General features: G+C 65.1%; 23 protein-coding genes. All 23 read left to right on the top strand.

Features of this window, described 5'->3' with window-relative positions; all coding sequences use genetic code 11:
* The coding region (locus tag RDM88_RS06325; protein ID WP_308754024.1) for an FAD-dependent protein at positions 1 to 1,336 on the top strand (1,336 nt) is incomplete at its 5' end.
* 151 nt (positions 1,337 to 1,487) lie between these two features.
* Entirely contained in the window at positions 1,488 to 2,186 is a 699-nt protein-coding gene (locus RDM88_RS06320; RefSeq protein ID WP_308754023.1) for a hypothetical protein, read from the top strand.
* A gap of 149 nt (positions 2,187 to 2,335) precedes the next feature.
* Positions 2,336 to 3,487, top strand: coding sequence for a class I SAM-dependent RNA methyltransferase (locus tag RDM88_RS06315; protein WP_308754022.1), 1,152 nt, complete (start codon positions 2,336 to 2,338; stop codon positions 3,485 to 3,487).
* 149 nt (positions 3,488 to 3,636) lie between these two features.
* On the top strand, positions 3,637 to 4,587 hold the full coding sequence (locus RDM88_RS06310; protein ID WP_308754021.1) for an ATPase, T2SS/T4P/T4SS family: 951 nt from the start codon (positions 3,637 to 3,639) through the stop codon (positions 4,585 to 4,587).
* On the top strand, positions 4,578 to 5,093 hold the full coding sequence (locus RDM88_RS06305) for a stage III sporulation protein AB (protein ID WP_308754020.1): 516 nt from the start codon (positions 4,578 to 4,580) through the stop codon (positions 5,091 to 5,093). Before RDM88_RS06310 ends, RDM88_RS06305 begins: the two co-directional genes overlap by 10 nt.
* A gap of 159 nt (positions 5,094 to 5,252) precedes the next feature.
* Positions 5,253 to 5,450: a stage III sporulation protein AC gene (gene spoIIIAC, locus RDM88_RS06300; protein ID WP_006875388.1), complete on the top strand. Its 198-nt coding sequence runs from the start codon at positions 5,253 to 5,255 to the stop codon at positions 5,448 to 5,450.
* A 1-nt stretch (position 5,451) separates the two neighbouring features.
* Complete coding sequence (locus tag RDM88_RS06295) at positions 5,452 to 5,847, top strand: SpoIIIAC/SpoIIIAD family protein (protein WP_308754019.1); 396 nt, start codon at positions 5,452 to 5,454, stop codon at positions 5,845 to 5,847.
* Positions 5,844 to 7,046, top strand: a complete 1,203-nt coding sequence (locus RDM88_RS06290) for a hypothetical protein (protein WP_308754018.1) — start codon at positions 5,844 to 5,846, stop codon at positions 7,044 to 7,046. Before RDM88_RS06295 ends, RDM88_RS06290 begins: the two co-directional genes overlap by 4 nt.
* Before the next feature lie 48 nt (positions 7,047 to 7,094).
* Positions 7,095 to 7,592 (top strand): hypothetical protein, encoded by a 498-nt coding sequence (locus tag RDM88_RS06285; protein ID WP_308754017.1) that lies wholly within the window; start codon positions 7,095 to 7,097, stop codon positions 7,590 to 7,592.
* Complete coding sequence (locus tag RDM88_RS06280) at positions 7,589 to 8,176, top strand: hypothetical protein (RefSeq protein ID WP_308754016.1); 588 nt, start codon at positions 7,589 to 7,591, stop codon at positions 8,174 to 8,176. The genes RDM88_RS06285 and RDM88_RS06280 overlap by 4 nt, the downstream gene beginning before the upstream one ends.
* Before the next feature lie 76 nt (positions 8,177 to 8,252).
* Positions 8,253 to 8,798: a SpoIIIAH-like family protein gene (locus tag RDM88_RS06275; protein ID WP_308754015.1), complete on the top strand. Its 546-nt coding sequence runs from the start codon at positions 8,253 to 8,255 to the stop codon at positions 8,796 to 8,798.
* Between the two features lie 189 nt (positions 8,799 to 8,987).
* Positions 8,988 to 9,362 carry an Asp23/Gls24 family envelope stress response protein gene (locus tag RDM88_RS06270; protein ID WP_158595509.1) on the top strand — a complete coding sequence of 125 codons (375 nt, stop codon included), beginning with the start codon at positions 8,988 to 8,990 and terminating at the stop codon, positions 9,360 to 9,362.
* Positions 9,363 to 9,440: 78 nt separating this feature from the next.
* Positions 9,441 to 9,956 (top strand): transcription antitermination factor NusB, encoded by a 516-nt coding sequence (gene nusB, locus RDM88_RS06265; protein ID WP_308754014.1) that lies wholly within the window; start codon positions 9,441 to 9,443, stop codon positions 9,954 to 9,956.
* A 4-nt stretch (positions 9,957 to 9,960) separates the two neighbouring features.
* Entirely contained in the window at positions 9,961 to 10,908 is a 948-nt protein-coding gene (locus RDM88_RS06260; RefSeq protein ID WP_308754013.1) for a peptidase M22, read from the top strand.
* A complete protein-coding gene (gene xseA / locus RDM88_RS06255; RefSeq protein WP_308754012.1) occupies positions 10,902 to 12,113 on the top strand; it encodes an exodeoxyribonuclease VII large subunit in 1,212 nt (403 codons plus the stop codon). Before RDM88_RS06260 ends, xseA begins: the two co-directional genes overlap by 7 nt.
* Positions 12,110 to 12,319, top strand: a complete 210-nt coding sequence (gene xseB, locus RDM88_RS06250) for an exodeoxyribonuclease VII small subunit (protein WP_308754011.1) — start codon at positions 12,110 to 12,112, stop codon at positions 12,317 to 12,319. The genes xseA and xseB overlap by 4 nt, the downstream gene beginning before the upstream one ends.
* Positions 12,306 to 13,187: a farnesyl diphosphate synthase gene (locus RDM88_RS06245; protein ID WP_308754010.1), complete on the top strand. Its 882-nt coding sequence runs from the start codon at positions 12,306 to 12,308 to the stop codon at positions 13,185 to 13,187. The genes xseB and RDM88_RS06245 overlap by 14 nt, the downstream gene beginning before the upstream one ends.
* A 33-nt stretch (positions 13,188 to 13,220) precedes the next feature.
* Entirely contained in the window at positions 13,221 to 13,730 is a 510-nt protein-coding gene (locus tag RDM88_RS06240) for a divergent PAP2 family protein (RefSeq protein WP_308754009.1), read from the top strand.
* Positions 13,731 to 13,747: 17 nt separating this feature from the next.
* Complete coding sequence (dxs, locus tag RDM88_RS06235) at positions 13,748 to 15,616, top strand: 1-deoxy-D-xylulose-5-phosphate synthase (RefSeq protein ID WP_308754008.1); 1,869 nt, start codon at positions 13,748 to 13,750, stop codon at positions 15,614 to 15,616.
* A 15-nt stretch (positions 15,617 to 15,631) separates the two neighbouring features.
* Entirely contained in the window at positions 15,632 to 16,432 is an 801-nt protein-coding gene (locus tag RDM88_RS06230) for a TlyA family RNA methyltransferase (RefSeq protein WP_308754007.1), read from the top strand.
* A gap of 24 nt (positions 16,433 to 16,456) precedes the next feature.
* Positions 16,457 to 17,308 carry an NAD(+)/NADH kinase gene (locus tag RDM88_RS06225; RefSeq protein ID WP_308754006.1) on the top strand — a complete coding sequence of 284 codons (852 nt, stop codon included), beginning with the start codon at positions 16,457 to 16,459 and terminating at the stop codon, positions 17,306 to 17,308.
* Positions 17,309 to 17,412: 104 nt separating this feature from the next.
* Positions 17,413 to 17,874, top strand: a complete 462-nt coding sequence (locus RDM88_RS06220; protein ID WP_308754005.1) for an arginine repressor — start codon at positions 17,413 to 17,415, stop codon at positions 17,872 to 17,874.
* Between the two features lie 40 nt (positions 17,875 to 17,914).
* A partial coding sequence (recN, locus tag RDM88_RS06215) for a DNA repair protein RecN (RefSeq protein ID WP_308754004.1) occupies positions 17,915 to 19,367 on the top strand: 1,453 nt, incomplete at its 3' end.

The raw sequence follows: 19,367 nt of genomic DNA, 5'->3' as shown, positions 1-19,367 counted from the left end.
TGAGATCCCCCGCGGAACGCGGACGCTGGAACACCGCCCGGTGGTCGTGGGCTTCGGCCCCGCCGGGATGTTCGCCGGGCTGCTGCTCGCGCGGAACGGATACCGGCCGGTTATCCTTGAGCGGGGCGGGGAGATGGACCGGCGGGTCGCGGCGGTAGAGCAGTTCTGGAGGGAGGGAACCCTCGATCCCAGAACGAATGTGCAGTTCGGGGAGGGGGGCGCCGGGACCTTCTCGGACGGCAAGCTGACCACCCGAATCGGCGATCCGAAATGCGGCTGGGTGCTCCGGGAGTTCGTGCGGTTCGGCGCGCCCGCCGAAATCCTCTACCGGGCAAAGCCCCATGTCGGCACCGACCGGCTGCGCGGGGTCGTCAAAAACCTGCGCGCGGAAATCTGTTCGCTCGGCGGGGAGGTGCGGTTTGATACCGCGCTGACCGACCTTATCATGACGGACGGGCGTCTGCACGGCGCGCGTACCTCCGCGGGGGAGATTCCCGCCGACGTGCTGCTGCTCGCGGCGGGGCACAGCGCGCGGGACACCTTTGAGATGCTCCTGCGGCGCGGTTTTGCGATGGAGCCCAAGCCGTTTTCGGTCGGCGTGCGGATTGAGCACCTTCAGAAAGAGATCGACCGGGGACTCTACGGCGAGTACGCGGGGCATCCCGCGCTGCCGCCGGGGGAGTACCAGCTTTCCCACCGGGTGGGGGAGCGGGGCGTCTACACCTTCTGCATGTGCCCGGGGGGCGTGGTCGTGCCCGCCGCGTCGGAGGAGGGGATGACGGTCACCAACGGGATGAGCTTTCACGCCCGCGACGGAAAGAACGCGAACGCGGCTGTGGCCGTCTCGGTGACCCCCGCCGACTACGGCGGAGGACCGCTCGGCGGGGCCGCGTTCCAGCGGGAGCTGGAGAGGCGCGCCTATGCGGCGGGGGGCGGCGGCTACCGCGCGCCCGCGCAGGATGTCGGGCACTTTTTCGCAGGGAAGGCGGGGCTCGACACCGCGCGGGTGCAGCCGACCTATGCGCGCGGGGTGACGCCCTGCGACTTCCACGGGATCCTGCCGGCCTTCGTCTCGTCGATGCTCGAGACGGGGCTGCGCGCTTTCGGGAAAAAGCTGCCCGGCTTCGATTCGCCGGGCGCGCTGCTCACCGGCATCGAAACGCGGACCTCCTCGCCCGTGCGCATCCTGCGCGGGGAGGATTACCAGGCGCCGGGGGCCCGGGGGGTCTATCCCTGCGCCGAGGGCGCGGGCTATGCGGGCGGCATCATGAGCGCGGCGGTGGACGGCATCCGCGCGGCGCTCGCCGTCATGGCGGAATACCGGCCGTTCGATTAGGACCGGCAGGACAGTGGCAGCCGCCGGCGCGCAGCATAGAATGGTAGTGTCCGGCGCGCCGCCCCACGGGCGGGACGCGGACCTTGTCATCCCGGCTGTGCGGTGGTTTTGCCGCTGGGGATGGCAGTATCTCTGACTGAGGAGGTCTGCCATGAAAATCGGTGTCGCGTTTTCCGGCAGCGGCGCGGGCGCGGCGGCGGCAAACGTCTTCGCCGACGAGCTGCAAAAGCGCTCCGTTGCGGTCAATATGCTTTCGGCGACCTCGCTTGCGGCGGTTCCGTCGCTGCTGTGGTCGCGCGGGGCGGGGCCGGAAGAGCTTGAAGAGCTGATGACCCTGTTTTCGGCGTCGGCAGCGCCGCGGCTGGGACTCCGGCAGCTGGATAAAATGGGGATGTTCCGCGCGCCCGCGGTGTGCGACCTTGCGGTTAGCTGTGTCGATGCCTCCACCGGCATAACGGTGATCTATTCCGACACGCTGCACTCGGACGCGTGGAATCTCAAGGTCCTGCCGCTTTCCGGCAACGAACCGGCGGCGCTTGCCTGCGCGCTGAGCCCCTATCGGGACAGCGAGCCGTTCGTCCGCGAGGGGATGCGGCTGTGCGACTTTTCCGTTCGATACGGCTGCCCGTTTTTCCCGCTCAAGATGGCGGGGATGGAGCGGATTCTGTCCGTCTCCTTCTCGGGAGGCGATTCTCCCGCGCAGGTCGCCGCCGACACCCTGTCGGCGCTGACCGGCAAAAACGCCGACCTGCACTATGACCTGCGGTTCGGCGGCGCGGATATCCCGGAACAGATCCGGGCGTTCGTGGAGGAGCATACCGCCGAAATTTATGAGAAACTGCTCTTTTAGAGCGCGGGGACGGCCCGCTTTTGCGGGCCGTCCCTTTCTGCCGTAATGCGGCTTTTTTCTTTTGCGGATTTATGCTATAATTAAAACAATATGGATGTAAAAGAATCCTCCCGCGCAGAAGGATGGGCGCGCGGCCGGAAAGGACAAAGATGGATAAGAAAATGACGATCACCTGCCCCTGTCTCTTCGGACTCGAAAGCGTGCTCTCCTTCGAGGTCAAAAAGCTCGGCGGGGAAAATATTACCGTCTCGGACGGACGGGTGACCTTTGAGGGGAACCTCGCGATGGTCGCCAAGGCGAACATCTGGCTGCGCACCGCCGAACGGGTGGGGATCGTGATCGGAAAATTCCGCGCCGAGACGTTCACCGAGCTTTTCGACGGGACGGCCGCGCTGCCGTGGGAGGACTTTATCGGGGTGGACGACCAGTTCCCGGTAAAGGGCTGGTCGCGGAATTCCAAGCTGTTCAGCATGTCCGACTGCCAGTCGATCATCAAGCGCGCGATCGTGCGGCGGTTTGAAAACGTCTACCACAAGGAGATCTTCGCCGAGACGGGCGCGGTCTACCAGGTGCAGTTTTCCATTCTCAAGGACACGGTGACGCTGCTGCTCGACACGACGGGCGCGGGGCTCCACAAGCGCGGCTACCGCGCCAACGCGAACGAGGCGCCCATCAAGGAGACGATCGCGGCCGGTATCGTCGACCTCGCGCGGGTGCGGGGGGATTCCCTCGTCTACGATCCGATGTGCGGTTCCGGCACCATCGTGATCGAGGCGGCGCTCAAGGCGCTCAACATCGCGCCGGGCATCCGGCGGCGGTTCGCGGCGCAGAGCTGGAAATGCTTTCAGAACGGCGTCTTTGACGAGGTGCGCCGCGAGGCTTCGGCGCAGGTGCGCCGCGACGCGGTTTTCGAGGCGTTTGCCAGCGACATCGATCCCGAGGCGGTGCGCCTGACGCGGGAAAACGCCGCGAAGGCGGGAGTCGCCGGGCGCATCCACGTCCGGCAGGCGGATATCAAGGATTTTGCGCCCGAGATTCCCGAGGGGCGCAAGGGAATCCTCATCACCAACCCGCCCTATGGGGAGCGGCTGCTCGCGGCCTCCGAGGCGGAGGAAATCTGCCGCACGATGGGGCAGGTATTCCCGCAGCGGGACGACCTGGGCTATTACATCATCAGCCCGCACGACGATTTCGAGGGGGTCTTCGGGCGGGAGGCGGTCCGCCGCCGCAAGCTCTATAACGGCATGATCAAATGCCAGGTCTACATGTATTTTAACAGCAGGCGGGGGGAGAAGGCCTGAGCTTCTCCCGAAACGGGAAAAGAACATTTTTTAAGGCCGCCCGCGGGGGAACCCTGCGGGCGGCCTTTTTGCGTCCGTCCGGTTTCCGGTTCTAAAAAAGCGGACGTGCTCATAAGATAGGAGGGAAAACGGGAAAAGGACGTGGTGAAATGAAGGAAGACGAGCGCTACCTTTCCGCGGTGGCGACCCTTGGGGAGCGCGTGCGGCGGGTGCTGTCGCGGGTTCCCGCGCAGATCGCGGCGGAGGTGACGGAAATCCGCCTGCGGGCGGGCAAGCCCCTCGGACTGATGGCGTCGTCCAGGGTGCTTTTTGTGGATGAAAACGGCGGGGTCTCTGACCGGCCCGCGCTGAACGCCTTTCTCATGACCAAGGCGGACATGCAGGACTCCTTTGTGACGCTGTGCGGCTGGGCGGTGCACAGCCACCAGCGGGAGCTGTGCGACGGCTACCTTTCGGTGCGCGGCGGACACCGCGCGGGCATTGCGGCGACCGCCGTGGCCGAGGAGGGGAGGGTGACCGCCGTGCGGGACATCACCTCGATCAATCTGCGTGTGGCGCGGGAAATTTTTGGGGCGGCGGACCCGCTCCTGCGGAGTTGCTTTTGGGACGGGCCGTGCGGCGTGCTGATCGTCGGCCCGCCCGCGAGCGGCAAGACGACGCTGCTGCGTGACACGGCGCGCCAGCTCTCCTCCGGTTCGCCGGGCGGCTACGTCAAGGTGTGCGTCGTCGACGAGAGCGGGGAGATCGGCGCGGCATCGGGCGGCGTCGTGCAGAGCGAGCTGGGACCCTGCTGCGACCTGCTCTCCGGCTATCCGAAGGCGCGCGGCCTGCAGATCGCGGTGCGCTACCTCTCCCCGCAGGTGATCGTCTGCGACGAAATCTGCACCGACGGAGAGGTGGAGGCGGTGGCGGCCGCCGCCAACAGCGGCGTGGCGGTCGTGACCTCGCTGCACGCCGCCGACTACAAAGAGTTCTTGCGCAAGCCGCAGGCGGGGCGGCTGCTGGAGACGGGCGCCTTCCGGAAGCTCGTGCTGCTGGAAGGCGCGGGAAGCCCCTCAAAAATCCGGGAGATCAGGGAGGTGCCGGCGCAATGCTGCTGATGCTGAAGGTTTGCGGGATGCTGCTGGTGGTCGCGTGCTCCACCTCGATCGGGATTTCAATGGCGCAGGCGCTCTCCCGCCGGGTGCGGGAGCTGGAGGGCTGCATCGCCCTGCTGACGGGGATGGAGGGGGAGCTCTCCTACAGCCTCGCGCCCCCCGACGAAGCCGTCGCGCGGCTGGAGGAACGGGAGTCGGCGCAGGAGGCCCCCTTCCTGCACGCCTGCGCCGCCCTCTGCCGGAAGGGGACGCCCTTCCCGGAGGCGTGGCGGGAGGCGGTGGCAAAGCAGGGCGGGAACCTCACCCGGGAGGACGCCGCGATTGTCGAAGCGCTGGCCGACACCCTCGGGCAGTGCGACCTCGACGGACAGCTTTCGAGCCTGTCCCACGCGAAGTCTCTGCTCGTTATGCAGCTGGACGCGGCGCGGGAGCGCTGCGAATCCCACGGAAAGCTCTACCGCACGATGGGGCTTTTGTCGGGGGCCTTTGTGGTGGTCTTTTTCATCTGAAAAACAGAAAACCGCCGGGATGCCGTCCCCGGCGGTTTTTCTTTCCCTTTTCGGAGCGCCCGCGGGACGGCGGTCCGAAAAAAGAGTTCTGAACCGGAGGGGACAGGCATATCTATAATGCAAAGGACAAGTTTGGAGGGAAAGGACGATGAAAAGATTATGGATGTGGATTTGATCTTTAAAATCGCGGCGATCGGGATTATCGTGGCGGTCCTCAACCAGGTGCTGATCCGTTCGGGCCGGGAGGAGCAGGCGATGATGACCACCCTCGCGGGACTGATCGTCGTGCTGATGATGATCATCGTGCAGATCAACACGCTCTTCGAGACGGTCAAGAGCGTCTTTGGGCTCTACTGACATGAATATGATGACGATTACCGGACTGGCGGTCGTCGCGGTCGCGCTCAGCACGGTGCTCAAGCCGAAAAACCCCGAGTACTCCCTGCTGCTTTCGCTGACGGCGGGCGTGCTGATCCTGGGGATGATCATCACCTCCGCGCTGCCCCTCTTCGGGCGGATACGATCCCTTTTCGAGGCGACGGGCGCCAAGGCGGAATACGTGCAGATCCTCTTCAAGGCGCTGGGGCTCTGCTTCATCACCCAGATCGCCTGCGACGCCTGCCGCGACCTCGGGGAGACGGCGATCGCCTCCAAGGTGGAGACGGCGGGCAAGCTGTCGGTGCTGCTCGTCAGCCTGCCGCTCTTTGAAAAGATCCTCGGCATCGCGGGCGGCCTGATCGGGGGTGCGGGATGATGCGGCGGCTTGCGGGATTCTTCGCGGCGCTGTTTTTGGCCGGCCTCTGCGGGACGACCGCATTCGCGGTGGAGCTGGTCACCTGGGACCGGCCCGGCGATACGGCGGAGGTATGGGGCTACGCGGACGCGGGGGAGGGGGACTACGATCTGAGCAGGGAGCTCGACGCGGTGGGCGCGGACGAGCTGCTCGGTGAACTGCCGGACGACGCGCGGGATTTGATGGAACGCACCGGGCTGCGCGGCATCGACTACCGGGAACTGCTCACCCTTTCGCCAGAGGCATTCTTCCGGGAGGTGTGGGGGCTCGTGAAGGAACGCATCCGCCTGCCGCTGACCGTCTTTGGCGCGGTGCTCGGCACGGTGCTGCTCTGCGCCATGCTCGACGGGCTCAAAACCGCCCTCTGGGAGGGGACGCTTTCGACCGTCTTCGCGGCGGTGGCGGTGGTGTGCGTGGCGGCGTCGATCGTCTCGCCGATCATCGACTGCATCACGACAACCGCCGCGGCCATCCGCGACTACTCCAACTTCATCCTCGCGTTCATCCCGATCTTTTCATCGATCGTGACGGTCGGCGGTCAGGCGGTGACCGCCACCACCTACACCGCCTTCCTCTTCATGGCCTGCCAGGTCGTCTCGCAGGTGGTGGCGGGCGTCTTCGTGCCGCTGATGGGGGTCTACCTCGCCTTCTGCGTGGTCGGGAACCTCGCGCCCGGCGTCGACGTGTCGGCGGTCGCGGGCGCGATCAAATCGGCGGTGTCGTGGGCGCTGGGGTTGCTGCTCACCCTCTTCGTGGGGCTGCTCTCCCTCCAGACGATGGTCGCGTCGGGCAGCGACACGGTCGCCTCCAAGGCGGCAAAATTTTTGATCGGCAGCTTTGTACCGGTGGTGGGCGGCGCGCTCTCCGACGCGTTCGTGGCCACGCAGGGGTACCTGCGGCTGCTCAAGGCGACGGTCGGCGTGTTCGGCATTTTGATCGCGCTGATGACCTTCCTGCCCGTCTTTTTGCAGACGGTGCTGTGGTATTTCACCGTGAACCTCGCGGGGGCGGTGAGCGAAATGCTCGGCGTAAAGCCGGTGGCGAGCATCCTCAAAAGCTCCTCCGCGACGCTGGGCATCCTCATCGCGGTCATCCTTTGCTTCGCGCTGCTCATCGTCATTTCGACCTCGCTGGTCATGATGGTGTCCACCGGGGTCTAGGACGGGGTTTGGGGGACGTGTCATATTTTCGCGGGGAGGGAACGTATATTGGATAGTGTCAGGCAGTGGGCGTTCGGCATCTGCGCCGCGGCGATCGCCTGCGCGCTCGCGCAGCTCATCCTGCCGAAGTCCGGCATGCAGCGGGTTTTCAACATCACCTGCGGCGTCTTTTTCCTCGGGTGCCTGCTCTCGCCGGTCGTGCTGCCGTCCGCCTCGGTCGAGCTTGCGCCGCCGGAATTGATCCAGCGGAAGATCGAGGAAAAGGCCGAACGGCTCGAGAGCGCGGTGGAGGAGGGCGCGCAGGAACGCGCGACCGAAAGCGTGCGGCTGGAAGCGATGCGGACCCTGCGGGACATGGGCGTAAGCTACAACAAAATTTACATAAATGTACATGACGACGGGCAGGGCGGCATATCTATTAGTGAGTGCGAGGTGGAGCTCGACCGCAGCTATCTGCCCCGGCACGACGAAATCCGCGCCGCATTGACCGAACGCCTCGGCGTCAGGGTACTGATCGGATATGACGACAAAGGAGTGACCTCATGAATGGGACCAGATTTGGCGCGGGACTGCGGGAAAAACTGGACGCGGTCTTCAAGGGAAAGCACAGCCGCACCCTACTATTCGTCGGGATAGCCGGAATGGCGCTGATCTTCCTTTCGACGGTGATCCAGACCGGAGGCTCCAACAAGCCGAATCCCAGCGTCGGGGCGGGGCAGCTTACCTCGCAGGAGTATGTGGCGCAGCTGGAGGAGCGGCTCACCGGGATCGTGGGAAGCATCGAAGGGGTGGGCCGGTGCCAGGTGATGGTCACGGCCGAAAGCGGCGTCGAATATGTCTACGCGGTGGAGGAGACGCAGAACGTCAACCGCACCAACAGCTATAACGGCGACGAGGTGGCCCGGGAGACCCAGCAGGAGAACACCGAGCAGAAATACATCGTCGTCGACGCCGGGAACGGCAAAAAGGAAGCGCTCGTCAAAACCGAACGGCAGCCCGCCATCCAGGGGGTCGTCATCGTGTGCGAGGGCGCGGGGAGCATGGTGGTGCAGGAACGGGTGACGCAGGCGGTCACCACCGCGCTCGGGATTCCCTACAACAAGGTGTGCGTCACCAAGCTCGGCAAATGATTCGTGCATACCCTGCGGCGGCAGCCCGCAGTTTATGGCCATAAGTTTAGTTTATCAAAAGAGGAGGAACCCCCGTATGAATATGATTATCGGCAAAAAACAGATCATCCTGGCATCCCTGGTGGTAGGGCTCGGGCTGGCCGTCTACGTCAACTATCAGTTCGCCAGGACGGACGGCGACCTGACCGCAACCGGCGCGCTCGCCAATGAAAAGAACTATGGCGACGCCCAGCTGGTCGACGCGAACGACCCGACGGTGGACGACATCGACGGAGAGGCCTATTTTGCCGAGGCGAAGGTCACCCGCCAGCGTTCCCGCGACGAGTCGGTCGAGACCCTCAAGAACATGATGGCCAGCGCGGACGTCGACCCGGACATCAAGGCGGAGATGGCGCTCAAAGCCACCGAGATCGCAAAGTCGATCGAGACGGAGGGCAAAATTGAAAACCTCATCAAGGCCAAGGGCTTCGCGGACTGCATGGTCTACTACGACACCGACAACGTCGACGTGGTGGTCAAGACGGAGGGGCTCGAGGCCGACCAGGTGGCCCAGATGAAGGACATCATCCTCAAGGAGACCAGCATCCCGGTCGAGAATATCTCGATCGTCGAGATCAGCTAGCCCGCAGTCGGAATCTTCACCAAAAAAGCCTGCTGAAAAGCAGGCTTTTTCCTTCTCCTTTCTTTGCGGAAAAGATTGCATATGCGGTTGTATATTCGGAATTTTATGATATAATATTCCTGTATGTTACATCGGCTCCCGGAAAACAATCGGACACATCCGTTTCTCGCCATAAAAAGGAGAATGATTATGCAGAGTCACGACCAGAACCAGGCGGCAGGCAATCTCAAGATTTCCCGCGAGGTGATCGCCACCATCGCGCGCTACGCGGCGCTCGAGATCGAAGGGGTGGACTCCCTCGCTTCCTTCGCGACCAACCTAAAGGGCTGGCTGCTTAAAAAACAGTCCGCCAAGCCGATCGATATCGACCTGTCGGACGACGTGGCCGTCATCGAGCTCCATGTGAACATCAAGGCGGGCGTCAACATTCCCGAGACCGCCGAGAAGATCCAGTCGGCCGTCAAGGAGGCCGTCCAGAACATGACCGGAATCGCCGTTTCGCGGGTCAACATCAACATCGCCGGCATCGTCTTTGCCGAGCCCGCCGAGCAGACGGAAGCCTGACCGGGAAACGATCCACTGCCCTCCGAGGCCCCCTTGGAGGGTATTCTTGTCGCAGACGTACAATTAGGAGAGGACAATATGAAACGAAGCGAATCCCGCGAGCAGGCATTTATGCTGGTATTTGAGCGCTCCTTCAAGGAGGAATCGGTCGACGAGATCATCGAGGAGGCCGTGATCGGGCGCAACCTGGAAGTGGATGATTATGCATACCGCCTTGCGAGCGACGTCTGTGATCATCTGCCCTGGCTCGACGAGACGATCACCGCCCACTCGAAAAAGTGGAAGCTCAACCGCATGTCGCGCGTGGCGCTGACCATCCTGCGGCTGAGCCTGTGGGAGATCGACAACGTCGACACGGTGCCGGTCGGCGCCTCGATCAACGAGGCGGTCGAGCTGGCCAAAAAATATGGCAGCGCCGACGATTTTTCCTTTGTCAACGGGGTGCTCGGCGCCTATGTGCGCGCGAAGGGACAGGACGTGCCCGAGGCGCGCCGGGCCGAGGAGGAGGCCGCGGCTTCGGCCGTGGAAGCGAAGGCGGAGGACGAGGCGGTCCGCGCCGCCAAAGAGGCCGCCGCCGAAACGGCGGCGGAGTAGCGCGATGGCCTGGTATCTCGGCATCGACACGAGCAACTACACCACCTCCGCCGCCCTCTATAACCCCGAGAGCGGCGCGGTGTCCCAGAAAAAACAGCTTCTCCCGGTAAAGGAGGGGGAGCTCGGCCTGCGGCAGAGCGACGCGGTCTTCGCGCACGTAAAACAGCTCGGCGGGCTGGTCGAAGCCCTCTTTGAGGCGGGCCCCCTGCCGCTCTCGGGCATCGGGGTTTCGGTGCGCCCGCGCGACGTCGAGGGCTCCTATATGCCCTGCTTCCTCGTCGGGGAGGCGGCCGCCCAGTCGATCGGCGCCGCCTGCAGCGCGCCGCTCACGCGGGTATCCCACCAGTCGGGACACATCGCGGCGGCGCTTTTTTCCGCCGGGCGGCTCGACCTGATCGGGAGGCGATTCGCGGCGTTCCACCTCTCGGGCGGCACGACCGAATGCCTGGTCGCCGAACCGGGCGGGCCGTGCGGCTTTACCGTGCGGCTCTTCGCCTGCTCGCTTGATCTCAAGGCGGGGCAGGCGGTCGACCGCGTGGGCGGGATGCTCGGTCTGCGGTTTCCCGCCGGGCGGGAGCTCGAACGCCTCGCGATGCAGTCGGAAAAGACCTACCGGGTGCGCCCGGTGATGAAGGGGGCGGACTGCTCCCTTTCCGGAATCGAGAACCGCTGCCGGAAGATGAAGCTCGACGGGGAGGCGGACCGCGACATCGCGCGATACTGCCTCGACAGCATCCTTGCCGCCCTCTGCGGCATGACCGAGGCGGTCCGGGCGCAGTTCGGGGAGCTCCCGATCCTCTACGCGGGGGGCGTCATGTCCAATTTGATCATCCGCGAGGCGGTGACCGCGCGGTACGGCGGCTATTTCGCCGACCCGCAGTTTTCCTCCGACAACGCCGCGGGCGCCGCGATTTTGGCGTCGCGCGCGGGAGAGGGGGGAGCGGCGTGCTGAAGAACCCCACCGTTGTTTCGGTCTCCCAGCTCAACCGCTATGTGAAATCCCTCTTTGAATCGGACCATATCCTTTCGGGGCTGATGGTCCGGGGGGAGATCTCCAATTTCACCCGGCACTACAAGTCGGGGCACCTCTATTTCACCCTCAAGGACGATTCCGCCGCCATCAAGGCGGTGATGTTCCGCAACTACGCGGCGCACGTGCCCTTTTCGCCCGAAAACGGCATGTCGGTGATCGTGAGCGGCTCCGTCTCCCTCTACGAGCGGGACGGCAGCTACCAGTTCTATGTGACCGACATGCAGCCGGACGGGATCGGCGCGCTCCATCTCGCCTATGAGCAGCTCAAGGCGAAGCTCTCGGCCGAAGGGCTTTTCGACGAGGCGCGCAAGCGCCCGCTGCCGCCCTATCCGGAGCGGATCGGCATTGTGACGAGCGAGGGCGCGGCGGCGCTTCAGGATATGCTCAACATCCTCTCCCGCCGTTACCCGCTGGCGAAGGTCGTGCTCTGTCCCGCGCAGGTGCAGGGGGCGGGCGCGGCAAAGACGCTGATCTCCGGCATCCGCGCCCTCAATGCCGCCGGGGCGTGCGACCTGATCATCGTCGGACGGGGCGGCGGCTCGATCGAGGACCTCTGGGCCTTCAACGACGAGGCCCTCGCGCGCGCCATCGCGGCGAGCGATGTTCCGGTGATCTCCGCCGTCGGGCATGAGACCGACTTCACGATCGCCGACTTTGCGGCCGACCTGCGCGCGCCGACCCCCTCCGCCGCGGCGGAGCTCGCCGTGCCCAATATGGCCGACCTGCAATATTACCTCGCGGACCTCGGCGCGCGCTGCCACGGGGCGGTTGTCCGGCGCATCGAGGGGATGGAGCTTCGGCTGCATCAGCTTCGCGCGGGGCTTACGACCCCCGAGGGGGTTCTGCGCGCCTGCGAACTGCGGCTGGACGCGCTGGAACGGGAAATCCGCGCGGACGTCCGGCAGAAGCTGGACGGCGCGCGAAGCCGCCTGCAATACCTCGGCGCGCTCGTGGAGGAGCGCAGCCCGATGAAAATCCTTTCCCGCGGCTACAGCCTGACGAGCGCGGACGGGCGCACCGTCCTCTCGGCGGGACAGGTGAAGCGGGGGGACCTGCTGACGACGCGGGTCGCCGACGGGGAAATCCTGTCGGAAGTGACCGGGACGAATAGGAGGACGACATGACCAAAGCGATGACGCTGGAGGCCGCGGTCGCGCGGCTCGAGGAGATCGCCGCGAAACTGGGCGGCGACGTTTCGATCGACGAGGCGGTCAAGCTCTACGGCGAAGCTGTAAAGCTGTTGGACTTTGCGAATGGAAAGCTGGACGCCGCGAAGCTCAAGGTGGAAAAGCTGGCGGCCCCGAAGGAGACGGAAGATGAACCGGTATGAGGAGCAGCTCGCGTCCTACGCGACGCAGGTGAATGACGCGCTGCGGGAACGGCTGCACTTTGACCGGGAGCTGCGGCAGATCGTGGTCGTCGACGCGATGCGCCACAGCCTGCTCGACGCGGGCAAGCGGCTGCGCGCCGCGATGGTGCTCGAGTTTGGACGGCTTACCCACGCCTCCCGGGAGGGGGCGATGGCGCTGGCCTGCGCGATCGAGATGGTCCACGCCTACTCCCTCATCCACGACGATCTGCCCTGCATGGACGACGACGATTTCCGACGCGGGAAGCCCTCCTGCCACAGGGCGTTCGGCGAGGCCAACGCCCTGCTCGCGGGGGACGGGCTGCTCACGCTGGCGTTTGAGACGGCCGTCGACGCGCCCCTTTCCGACGCGCAGAGGGTTGAGGCGGTCCGTACCCTCTCCAGGGCGGCGGGGGTGCGCGGAATGCTCGGCGGCCAGGTGATCGACCTGAGCTGCGAGGGCAAACCGGTCGATCTCGAGACGCTGAACACCCTCTATGCGCTCAAGACGGGCGCGTTGCTGCGCGCCTCCGCGCGGCTCGGCTGCCTCGCGGGGGACGCGGGGGAGGAGCTTCTGGAGACTGCGGACCGTTACGCGCAGGCGTGCGGGCTGGCGTTCCAGATCACCGACGATATCCTCGACGTGGCGGGCGACGCGGAAAAGCTCGGCAAGCCGACCGGCAGCGACGAGGAAAACCACAAGACGACCTATGTCACCCTGCTGGGGCTTTCGGGCGCGCGGGAACGCGCGCGGGAGCTGATCGGAGAAGCCCGGGAGCGCGTTGCGGCGATCCCCGGCAATGAATTTCTGCTGTGGGTTGCGGAGATGATCCTCGGCAGGGATCACTAAAGCATCCGGGCAACCGCCGGACTGGAGGAAGTTATGAACCCATTGAGAGTACTGATCAGCAACTATGTCATCGACGTGGGATTTCTCGCGTGGTTCGCGGCGCAGCTGCTGAAGACGATCCTGGCCTATATCCCCAGCCGCAAGATCATCTGGGAGCGCATGGTGGGATCGGGCGGCATGCCCAGCTCCCATTCGGCGCTGGTGTGCGCGGTGTCGGTGGGCGTGGCCAAAAAGCTCGGCTACGCCTCCCCGGAGTTCGCGCTTTCGCTGGCGATGGCGGGCATCGTCATGTACGACGCAATGGGGGTGCGCCGCGCCGCCGGGGAGCAGGCGAAGGTGCTCAACAAGATGGTCATCGACTTCAAGGAGATTTTCCAGATGCTCAAGGAGGAGTTCGACGCGCTCGCGCGCGGCGAGGACGTGCCCGAGGAGCGCGGCGGCCCGAACAAGCGCCTCAAGGAGTTTTTGGGGCATACGCCGCTTGAGGTGCTCTGCGGCGCGGCGCTGGGGATCCTGATTGCCGCGCTGATCCCGGCATTCTGATAAAGTGGGGTGTTCCTTTGGCTAAATATAACCTGCTCAACCGCCTGGAGCTGCCCGGCGGCGTCAAGCGGCTGAATCCGGAGCAGCAGAAGATCCTCTGCTGGGAAATCCGCCAGAAGCTGCTGCATACCCTCTCGGAAAACGGCGGCCACCTCGCCTCCAACCTCGGCGTGGTGGAATTGACCGTCGCCCTGCACACTGTTTTCGACGTCCCGCAGGACGCGATCGTGTGGGACGTGGGGCACCAGTGTTACGCGCATAAGATGCTGACCGGCCGGCTGGGGGCGTTTTCGACCATCCGGCGGGAGGGGGGGATCTCCGGCTTCCCGCGCCCGGGCGAGAACGGCTGTGACGCGTTTATCGCGGGGCACGCGAGCACGTCGATCTCCGCCGCCTGCGGGCTTGCGACGGCAAAGGCGCTTTCGGGAGACCGCCACCACGTGGTCGCGGTGGTAGGGGACGGCGCGTTCACCGGCGGGATGATCTACGAGGCGCTCAACAACGCCGGGCGCACCGGAAACAGGCTGATCGTCGTGCTCAACGACAACGACATGTCGATCTCCAAAAGCGTGGGCTCGCTCGCGCGCTACCTCGCCTCCAAGCGGACGAGCGAGGGGTACTTAAACCTGAAAAACCGGGTGGAGGACGCGCTGAAGAAGGTTCCTGTCGTCGGCAGGGAGCTGCGCGACGTGATCTCTGACTCCAAGGCCGCCTTCCGCCAGCTGCTCTACCATTCGAACCTCTTCGAGGACTTCGGCTTCGACTACCTCGGCCCCGTCGACGGACACGACATCCCCGCGCTCGTACAGGCGCTGCGGCGGGCGCGTGAGCTTGAGAAGCCGGTCGTCCTGCACGTCAACACCGTCAAGGGCAAAGGCTGCGACTTCGCAGAGAAGAACCCCGCCCGCTACCACGGGGTCGGCGCCTTCGACCGGGCGAGCGGGAAGCTCAAGCCCGCGTCCGCCGAGAGCTTTTCCTCGGTGTTCGGGCGGGAGCTGGTCCTGCGCGCACGCCGGGACAAAAAAATCTGCGCCATCACCGCCGCGATGGAGGAGGGCACCGGCCTCTCCGCCTTTGCCGCGGAATTCGGTCCCAAGAACCGCTTTTTTGACGTGGGGATCGCGGAGGAGCACGCGGTGACCTTTGCCTGCGGGCTTGCCGCGGGCGGAATGAAGCCGGTGTTCGCGGTCTATTCGACCTTTTTGCAGCGCGGGTTCGACCAGATCATCCACGACGCGTCGATCGAGCGGCAGCATATTGTGCTCGCCGTCGACCGGGCCGGGATCGTGGGGGAGGACGGAGAGACCCACCAGGGGCTCTTCGACGCGGCGTTCCTTTCGGAGATACCCGGCGTGACGATCTATTCCCCCGCGACCTACAGCGACCTGCGCTACGCGCTCGACCAGGCGTTCGACCGCTGCGACGGGGTCGCTGCGGTGCGCTACCCGCGCGGCGGGGAAATAGCGGTGGACGAACGCCTCGGCTACCGGCCGGGGGAGTGGTTCCACTATAAAAATGGCGGCCAGACGCTGATCGTCAGCTATGGGCGCGCCTTCGGGGAGGCGTGCGGCGCGATGGAGCTGCTTGCCGCCGAGGGGAAAAAGGCCGATCTGCTGAAATTGCACCGCATCTCGCCCATCCCGGACGAATGTGTGCAGCTCGCCAAAAAGTACCGCACGATCTATTTCCTCGAGGAGGGAATCCGGCAGGGCGGCATTGGGGAGCACTTTCTCGACGCGCTCTCGCGGGCGCGCTACCGCGGCCGCATGGCGATCGGCGCGGTGGAAAACCCCTTTATCCCCGCGATGCCCGCCGCTTCGGCGCTCAGGCGCTGCGGGCTCGACGCGCACACGGCGGCGCGCGCGATTTCGGAACTCTACTTCTGACCGACGGAGGACGACGTGAAAAAACGACTGGATGTCCTGCTGGTGGAGCGCGGGCTCTTCCCGAGCAGGGAAAAGGCGAAGGCGGTCATTATGGCGGGGCAGGTGTATGTCGACTGCCAGAAGGCCGACAAGCCGGGCATGGACGTGGAGGAAGCCGCCGCGCTCGAAGTACGCGGGGAGACCCTCCGTTACGTCAGCCGGGGCGGCCTCAAGCTGGAAAAGGCGATGCTGGTTTTTCCGGTCGGGCTCGAGGGGAAGACCTGCATGGATATCGGCGCGTCGACCGGCGGATTCACCGACTGCATGCTGCAAAACGGCGCCGAAAAGGTCTACGCGGTGGACGTCGGCTACGGCCAGCTCGCCTGGAAGCTGCGGACCGACGGGCGCGTGGTCAACCTGGAGCGCACCAACATCCGCTATGTCACCCGGGAGCAGGTGCCCGACCCGATCGATTTCGCGAGCGTCGACGTCTCCTTCATCTCCCTGAAGCTCGTCCTGCCCGTGGCGGCGGAGCTGCTGCGCGCGGGCGGCGGGATGGTCTGCCTGGTCAAGCCCCAGTTCGAGGCGGGGCGCGGCAAGGTGGGCAAGAAGGGAGTCGTGCGGGAACGCGCGACCCATGTGGAGGTGCTGGAAAACGCCGTCGGCTACGCGGCGGAAAACGGTTTTTCAGTGGCCGGGCTCGACTTTTCGCCGGTCAAGGGACCGGAGGGCAACATCGAATACCTCATGTACCTCCGGAAGGAGGAGGGGGGATCTCCTCCCGGCCGCGGGGAGATCGCGGCGCTTGTGGAGCGCTCCCACGCGGCGCTGGACTGATTCTATTGAAGGGATGTGGTGCGGATGGAGCGGAAAACCGTATTAATCATGCCGAACCTGTCCAAATATAATACTGTCTGGCTGATGAAGGCCATCATCGGGCAGCTGCGCGACGCCGGGTGCGTGCCGGTCATGGACGAGCGGTTCCGGGGCCAGTTCGGGGAGGTGGGCTACGGCGCCTTCGACCGGCAGATCGCCGCCTGCGACGTGGTGGTCACGGTCGGCGGCGACGGCACCATCCTGCATGCGGCCAAGCACGCGGTCGAATACCGAAAGCCGATCCTCGGGATCAACACGGGCAGGCTCGGATACCTCGCGCAGGTGGAGCCCAACGAGCTGGAGTATCTCGCGCGGCTCTCGAGCGGGGATTATACGATCCAGGACCGGATGCTGCTCGAGGTGGAAATCGACGGCGTCCCGGGCGTGCGCTACGCCCTCAACGACGTTGTGATCTCCAAGGGGGAGCTCTCGCGGCTGGTCGACCTCGACATCGAAAGCGGCGGACGCCCGGTCGGCAGCTACCGCGCCGACGGGCTCATCTTCGCGACCCCCACCGGCTCGACGGCCTATTCTCTCTCGGCGGGAGGCCCGATCGTCGACCCGGCGATCGGCACAATCCTCCTGACGCCCATCTGCCCGCACTCCCTCTACGACCGGTCGGTGCTGCTCTCGCCCGACATGGAGCTCACGGTGCGCAGCCGGTTCGTCAACAACCCCGACAGCATCCTCGTCAGCGTGGACGGGGAGGGCTTCGCGGGACTCGGCGCGGACCGGATGGTGCATATCCGCCGCGCGGAGAAGGCGGCTCAGTTCATCAGCTTTCCGGAGAAGAGCTTCACCGACATCCTTGGGAAAAAGCTGAAGGCGCGGGGCTAGGGCCCCGCGCGAGGAGATGCCCCCGCCGTCCACCGGCTGCGCGCGGCGGGGACGGAGCAAGGACAAATTGACGCCGGCGCGCAGCGGCGAAAGGGAAGAATCGTATGAAAGCAAAACGTCACGCCAAAATCCTCGAACTCATCAATTCCCGGCCGATCGACACGCAGGACGAACTGCTGGGCCTGCTCCGCGAAAGCGGCTTTTCGGTGACGCAGGCGACCGTGTCCCGGGATATCAAGGAGCTGCGGCTGGTCAAGACGCTGACCCCCGACGGCAAATATCACTACGCGGCGCACGCCGACCTTCCCAAAAGCGAGATGTCCAACAAATTCCTGCTGATCTTTTCCGAGTCGGTCAAGGAGATTGACTCGGCGGGCAACATGCTGGTGATCAAATGCTTCACCGGCATGGCGAACGCCGTCTGCGCGGCGCTCGACACCCTCCATTGGAGCGGCGTGGTCGGGACCCTCGCGGGGGACGACACGATCTTCATGGTCATGCGGGACGACCACAACGCGCGCGAGCTGGTGCTGCAGCTGCGCAAGATGACAAACGCCGGCCAGTAGGGACGGCGCGTTTCCAATGCCGGAATAACGGGGTGAGAAGATGCTTTCACAGCTCTACATAAAGAATATCGCGGTGATCAGCGAGGCGGCGATTGATTTTACCGCCGGACTCAACGTCTTTACCGGCGAAACGGGCGCGGGGAAAACGATCCTGATCAGCGCCATCAACGCCGTGCTGGGGGAGCGCACCTCCAAGGAGATCATCCGTACGGGGGAGGAAAAGGCGGTCATCTCCGCCCTTTTCACCGGGCTCACGCCCACGGCCGCCGCCGCGCTCGGGGAGGCTGGATACCCGCCCGAGGAGGACTGTGTGCTCATCAGCCGGGAGATCACGGCGGACGGGAAATCGGCCTGCCGCATCGACGGCAGGCCCGCGACGGCCGCGATCCTCAAAACCGTCGCGGCGCACCTTATCAACGTACACGGCCAGCACGACAACCAGCAGCTGCTCTCCCCGGCAAAGCACCTCGGCTTCATCGACGGGTACGGCGAGCTGGAGCCGATGCTGGAGGAATACCGGAATGCCTATCGCGCCTATTCCGCCGCCAGGCGGGAGCTTGAACAGATCGACACCGACGAGGCAGAAAAGGCGCGCCGCATCGACCTGCTGGGATACCAGATCGGGGAGATCGACGCGGCGCAGCTTACGCCGGGCGAGGAGGACGAGCTGCGCGCGCAGCGCAGGCTCCTCAAAAACGCGCTGTCCGTCACCGAGGCGCTCGGCGGCAGCCTCGCGGTGCTCGATGGGGACGATGAGACACCGGGGCTCTCCTCCCAGCTCGGCGCGCTGGTCGAGCAGATGGAACAGGCCGCGCGGTATATGGAGGCCGCCCGGCCGGTCAGCGAGCGGCTCACCGAGCTCTCCTACGAATTCGAGGGTTTTGCGGGCGACATCCGCGGCCTGCTCGAGGGGTTCGACTGTGACCCGCGCCAGCTCGACGCGATCGAAAACCGCCTTGACCTGCTCTACAGCCTCAAAAAGAAGTACGGCGGCTCGGTGGAGGAGATCCTCGCCTTCCGCGGCCGGGCGTCGGAGGAACTCCAAAAGATCGAGACGTCGGACGAACGCGCCCGGCAGCTCCAGGAGGAGCTTTCGGGGCTGCTTTCCACGGCGCAGGCGGCCGCGGAAAAGCTTTCCGCGGCGCGCGCGGACGCCGCCGGGCGGTTCACCGCGCGTGTGATGGAGGAGCTCGCCTTTTTGGACATGCCCTCGGTGACCCTCACGGTGCAGCGCCGCGAAAAGCCCCTCTCTCCCGACGGTGTCGACGAGATGGAGCTTTACATCTCCACCAACGTCGGCGAGGAGCCCCGCTCGCTCGCGAAGATCGCGTCGGGCGGAGAGCTCGCACGCATCATGCTGTCGGTCAAGAACGTGATGGCAGGGCGGGACGACATCGGCACCCTCATCTTCGACGAGGTGGATACCGGCGTCTCCGGCCGCGCCGCCCAGAAGATCGGCCACAAGCTGCGGCAGGTCGCCGCCGACCGGCAGG

This window comes from uncultured Anaerotruncus sp., assembly GCF_902490045.1.
In the GTDB taxonomy this organism is placed as follows: Bacteria; Bacillota; Clostridia; order Oscillospirales; family Ruminococcaceae; genus Anaerotruncus.
The sequence above is the reverse complement of the archived record's forward strand: the minus strand, read 5'-3'. Positions and strand labels throughout refer to the sequence as shown.

Bases quoted from the DNA above. Each gene is read 5' to 3' on its own strand.
- RDM88_RS06320 (WP_308754023.1), top strand. From the start codon at position 1,488: ATGAAAATCGGTGTCGCGTTTTCCGGCAGCGGCGCGGGCGCGGCGGCG.
- RDM88_RS06315 (WP_308754022.1), top strand. From the start codon at position 2,336: ATGGATAAGAAAATGACGATCACCTGCCCCTGTCTCTTCGGACTCGAA.
- RDM88_RS06310 (WP_308754021.1), top strand. From the start codon at position 3,637: ATGAAGGAAGACGAGCGCTACCTTTCCGCGGTGGCGACCCTTGGGGAG.
- RDM88_RS06305 (WP_308754020.1), top strand. From the start codon at position 4,578: ATGCTGCTGATGCTGAAGGTTTGCGGGATGCTGCTGGTGGTCGCGTGC.
- spoIIIAC (WP_006875388.1), top strand. From the start codon at position 5,253: ATGGATGTGGATTTGATCTTTAAAATCGCGGCGATCGGGATTATCGTG.
- RDM88_RS06295 (WP_308754019.1), top strand. From the start codon at position 5,452: ATGAATATGATGACGATTACCGGACTGGCGGTCGTCGCGGTCGCGCTC.
- RDM88_RS06290 (WP_308754018.1), top strand. From the start codon at position 5,844: ATGATGCGGCGGCTTGCGGGATTCTTCGCGGCGCTGTTTTTGGCCGGC.
- RDM88_RS06280 (WP_308754016.1), top strand. From the start codon at position 7,589: ATGAATGGGACCAGATTTGGCGCGGGACTGCGGGAAAAACTGGACGCG.
- RDM88_RS06275 (WP_308754015.1), top strand. From the start codon at position 8,253: ATGAATATGATTATCGGCAAAAAACAGATCATCCTGGCATCCCTGGTG.
- RDM88_RS06270 (WP_158595509.1), top strand. From the start codon at position 8,988: ATGCAGAGTCACGACCAGAACCAGGCGGCAGGCAATCTCAAGATTTCC.
- nusB (WP_308754014.1), top strand. From the start codon at position 9,441: ATGAAACGAAGCGAATCCCGCGAGCAGGCATTTATGCTGGTATTTGAG.
- RDM88_RS06260 (WP_308754013.1), top strand. From the start codon at position 9,961: ATGGCCTGGTATCTCGGCATCGACACGAGCAACTACACCACCTCCGCC.
- xseB (WP_308754011.1), top strand. From the start codon at position 12,110: ATGACCAAAGCGATGACGCTGGAGGCCGCGGTCGCGCGGCTCGAGGAG.
- RDM88_RS06245 (WP_308754010.1), top strand. From the start codon at position 12,306: ATGAACCGGTATGAGGAGCAGCTCGCGTCCTACGCGACGCAGGTGAAT.
- RDM88_RS06240 (WP_308754009.1), top strand. From the start codon at position 13,221: ATGAACCCATTGAGAGTACTGATCAGCAACTATGTCATCGACGTGGGA.
- RDM88_RS06225 (WP_308754006.1), top strand. From the start codon at position 16,457: ATGGAGCGGAAAACCGTATTAATCATGCCGAACCTGTCCAAATATAAT.
- RDM88_RS06220 (WP_308754005.1), top strand. From the start codon at position 17,413: ATGAAAGCAAAACGTCACGCCAAAATCCTCGAACTCATCAATTCCCGG.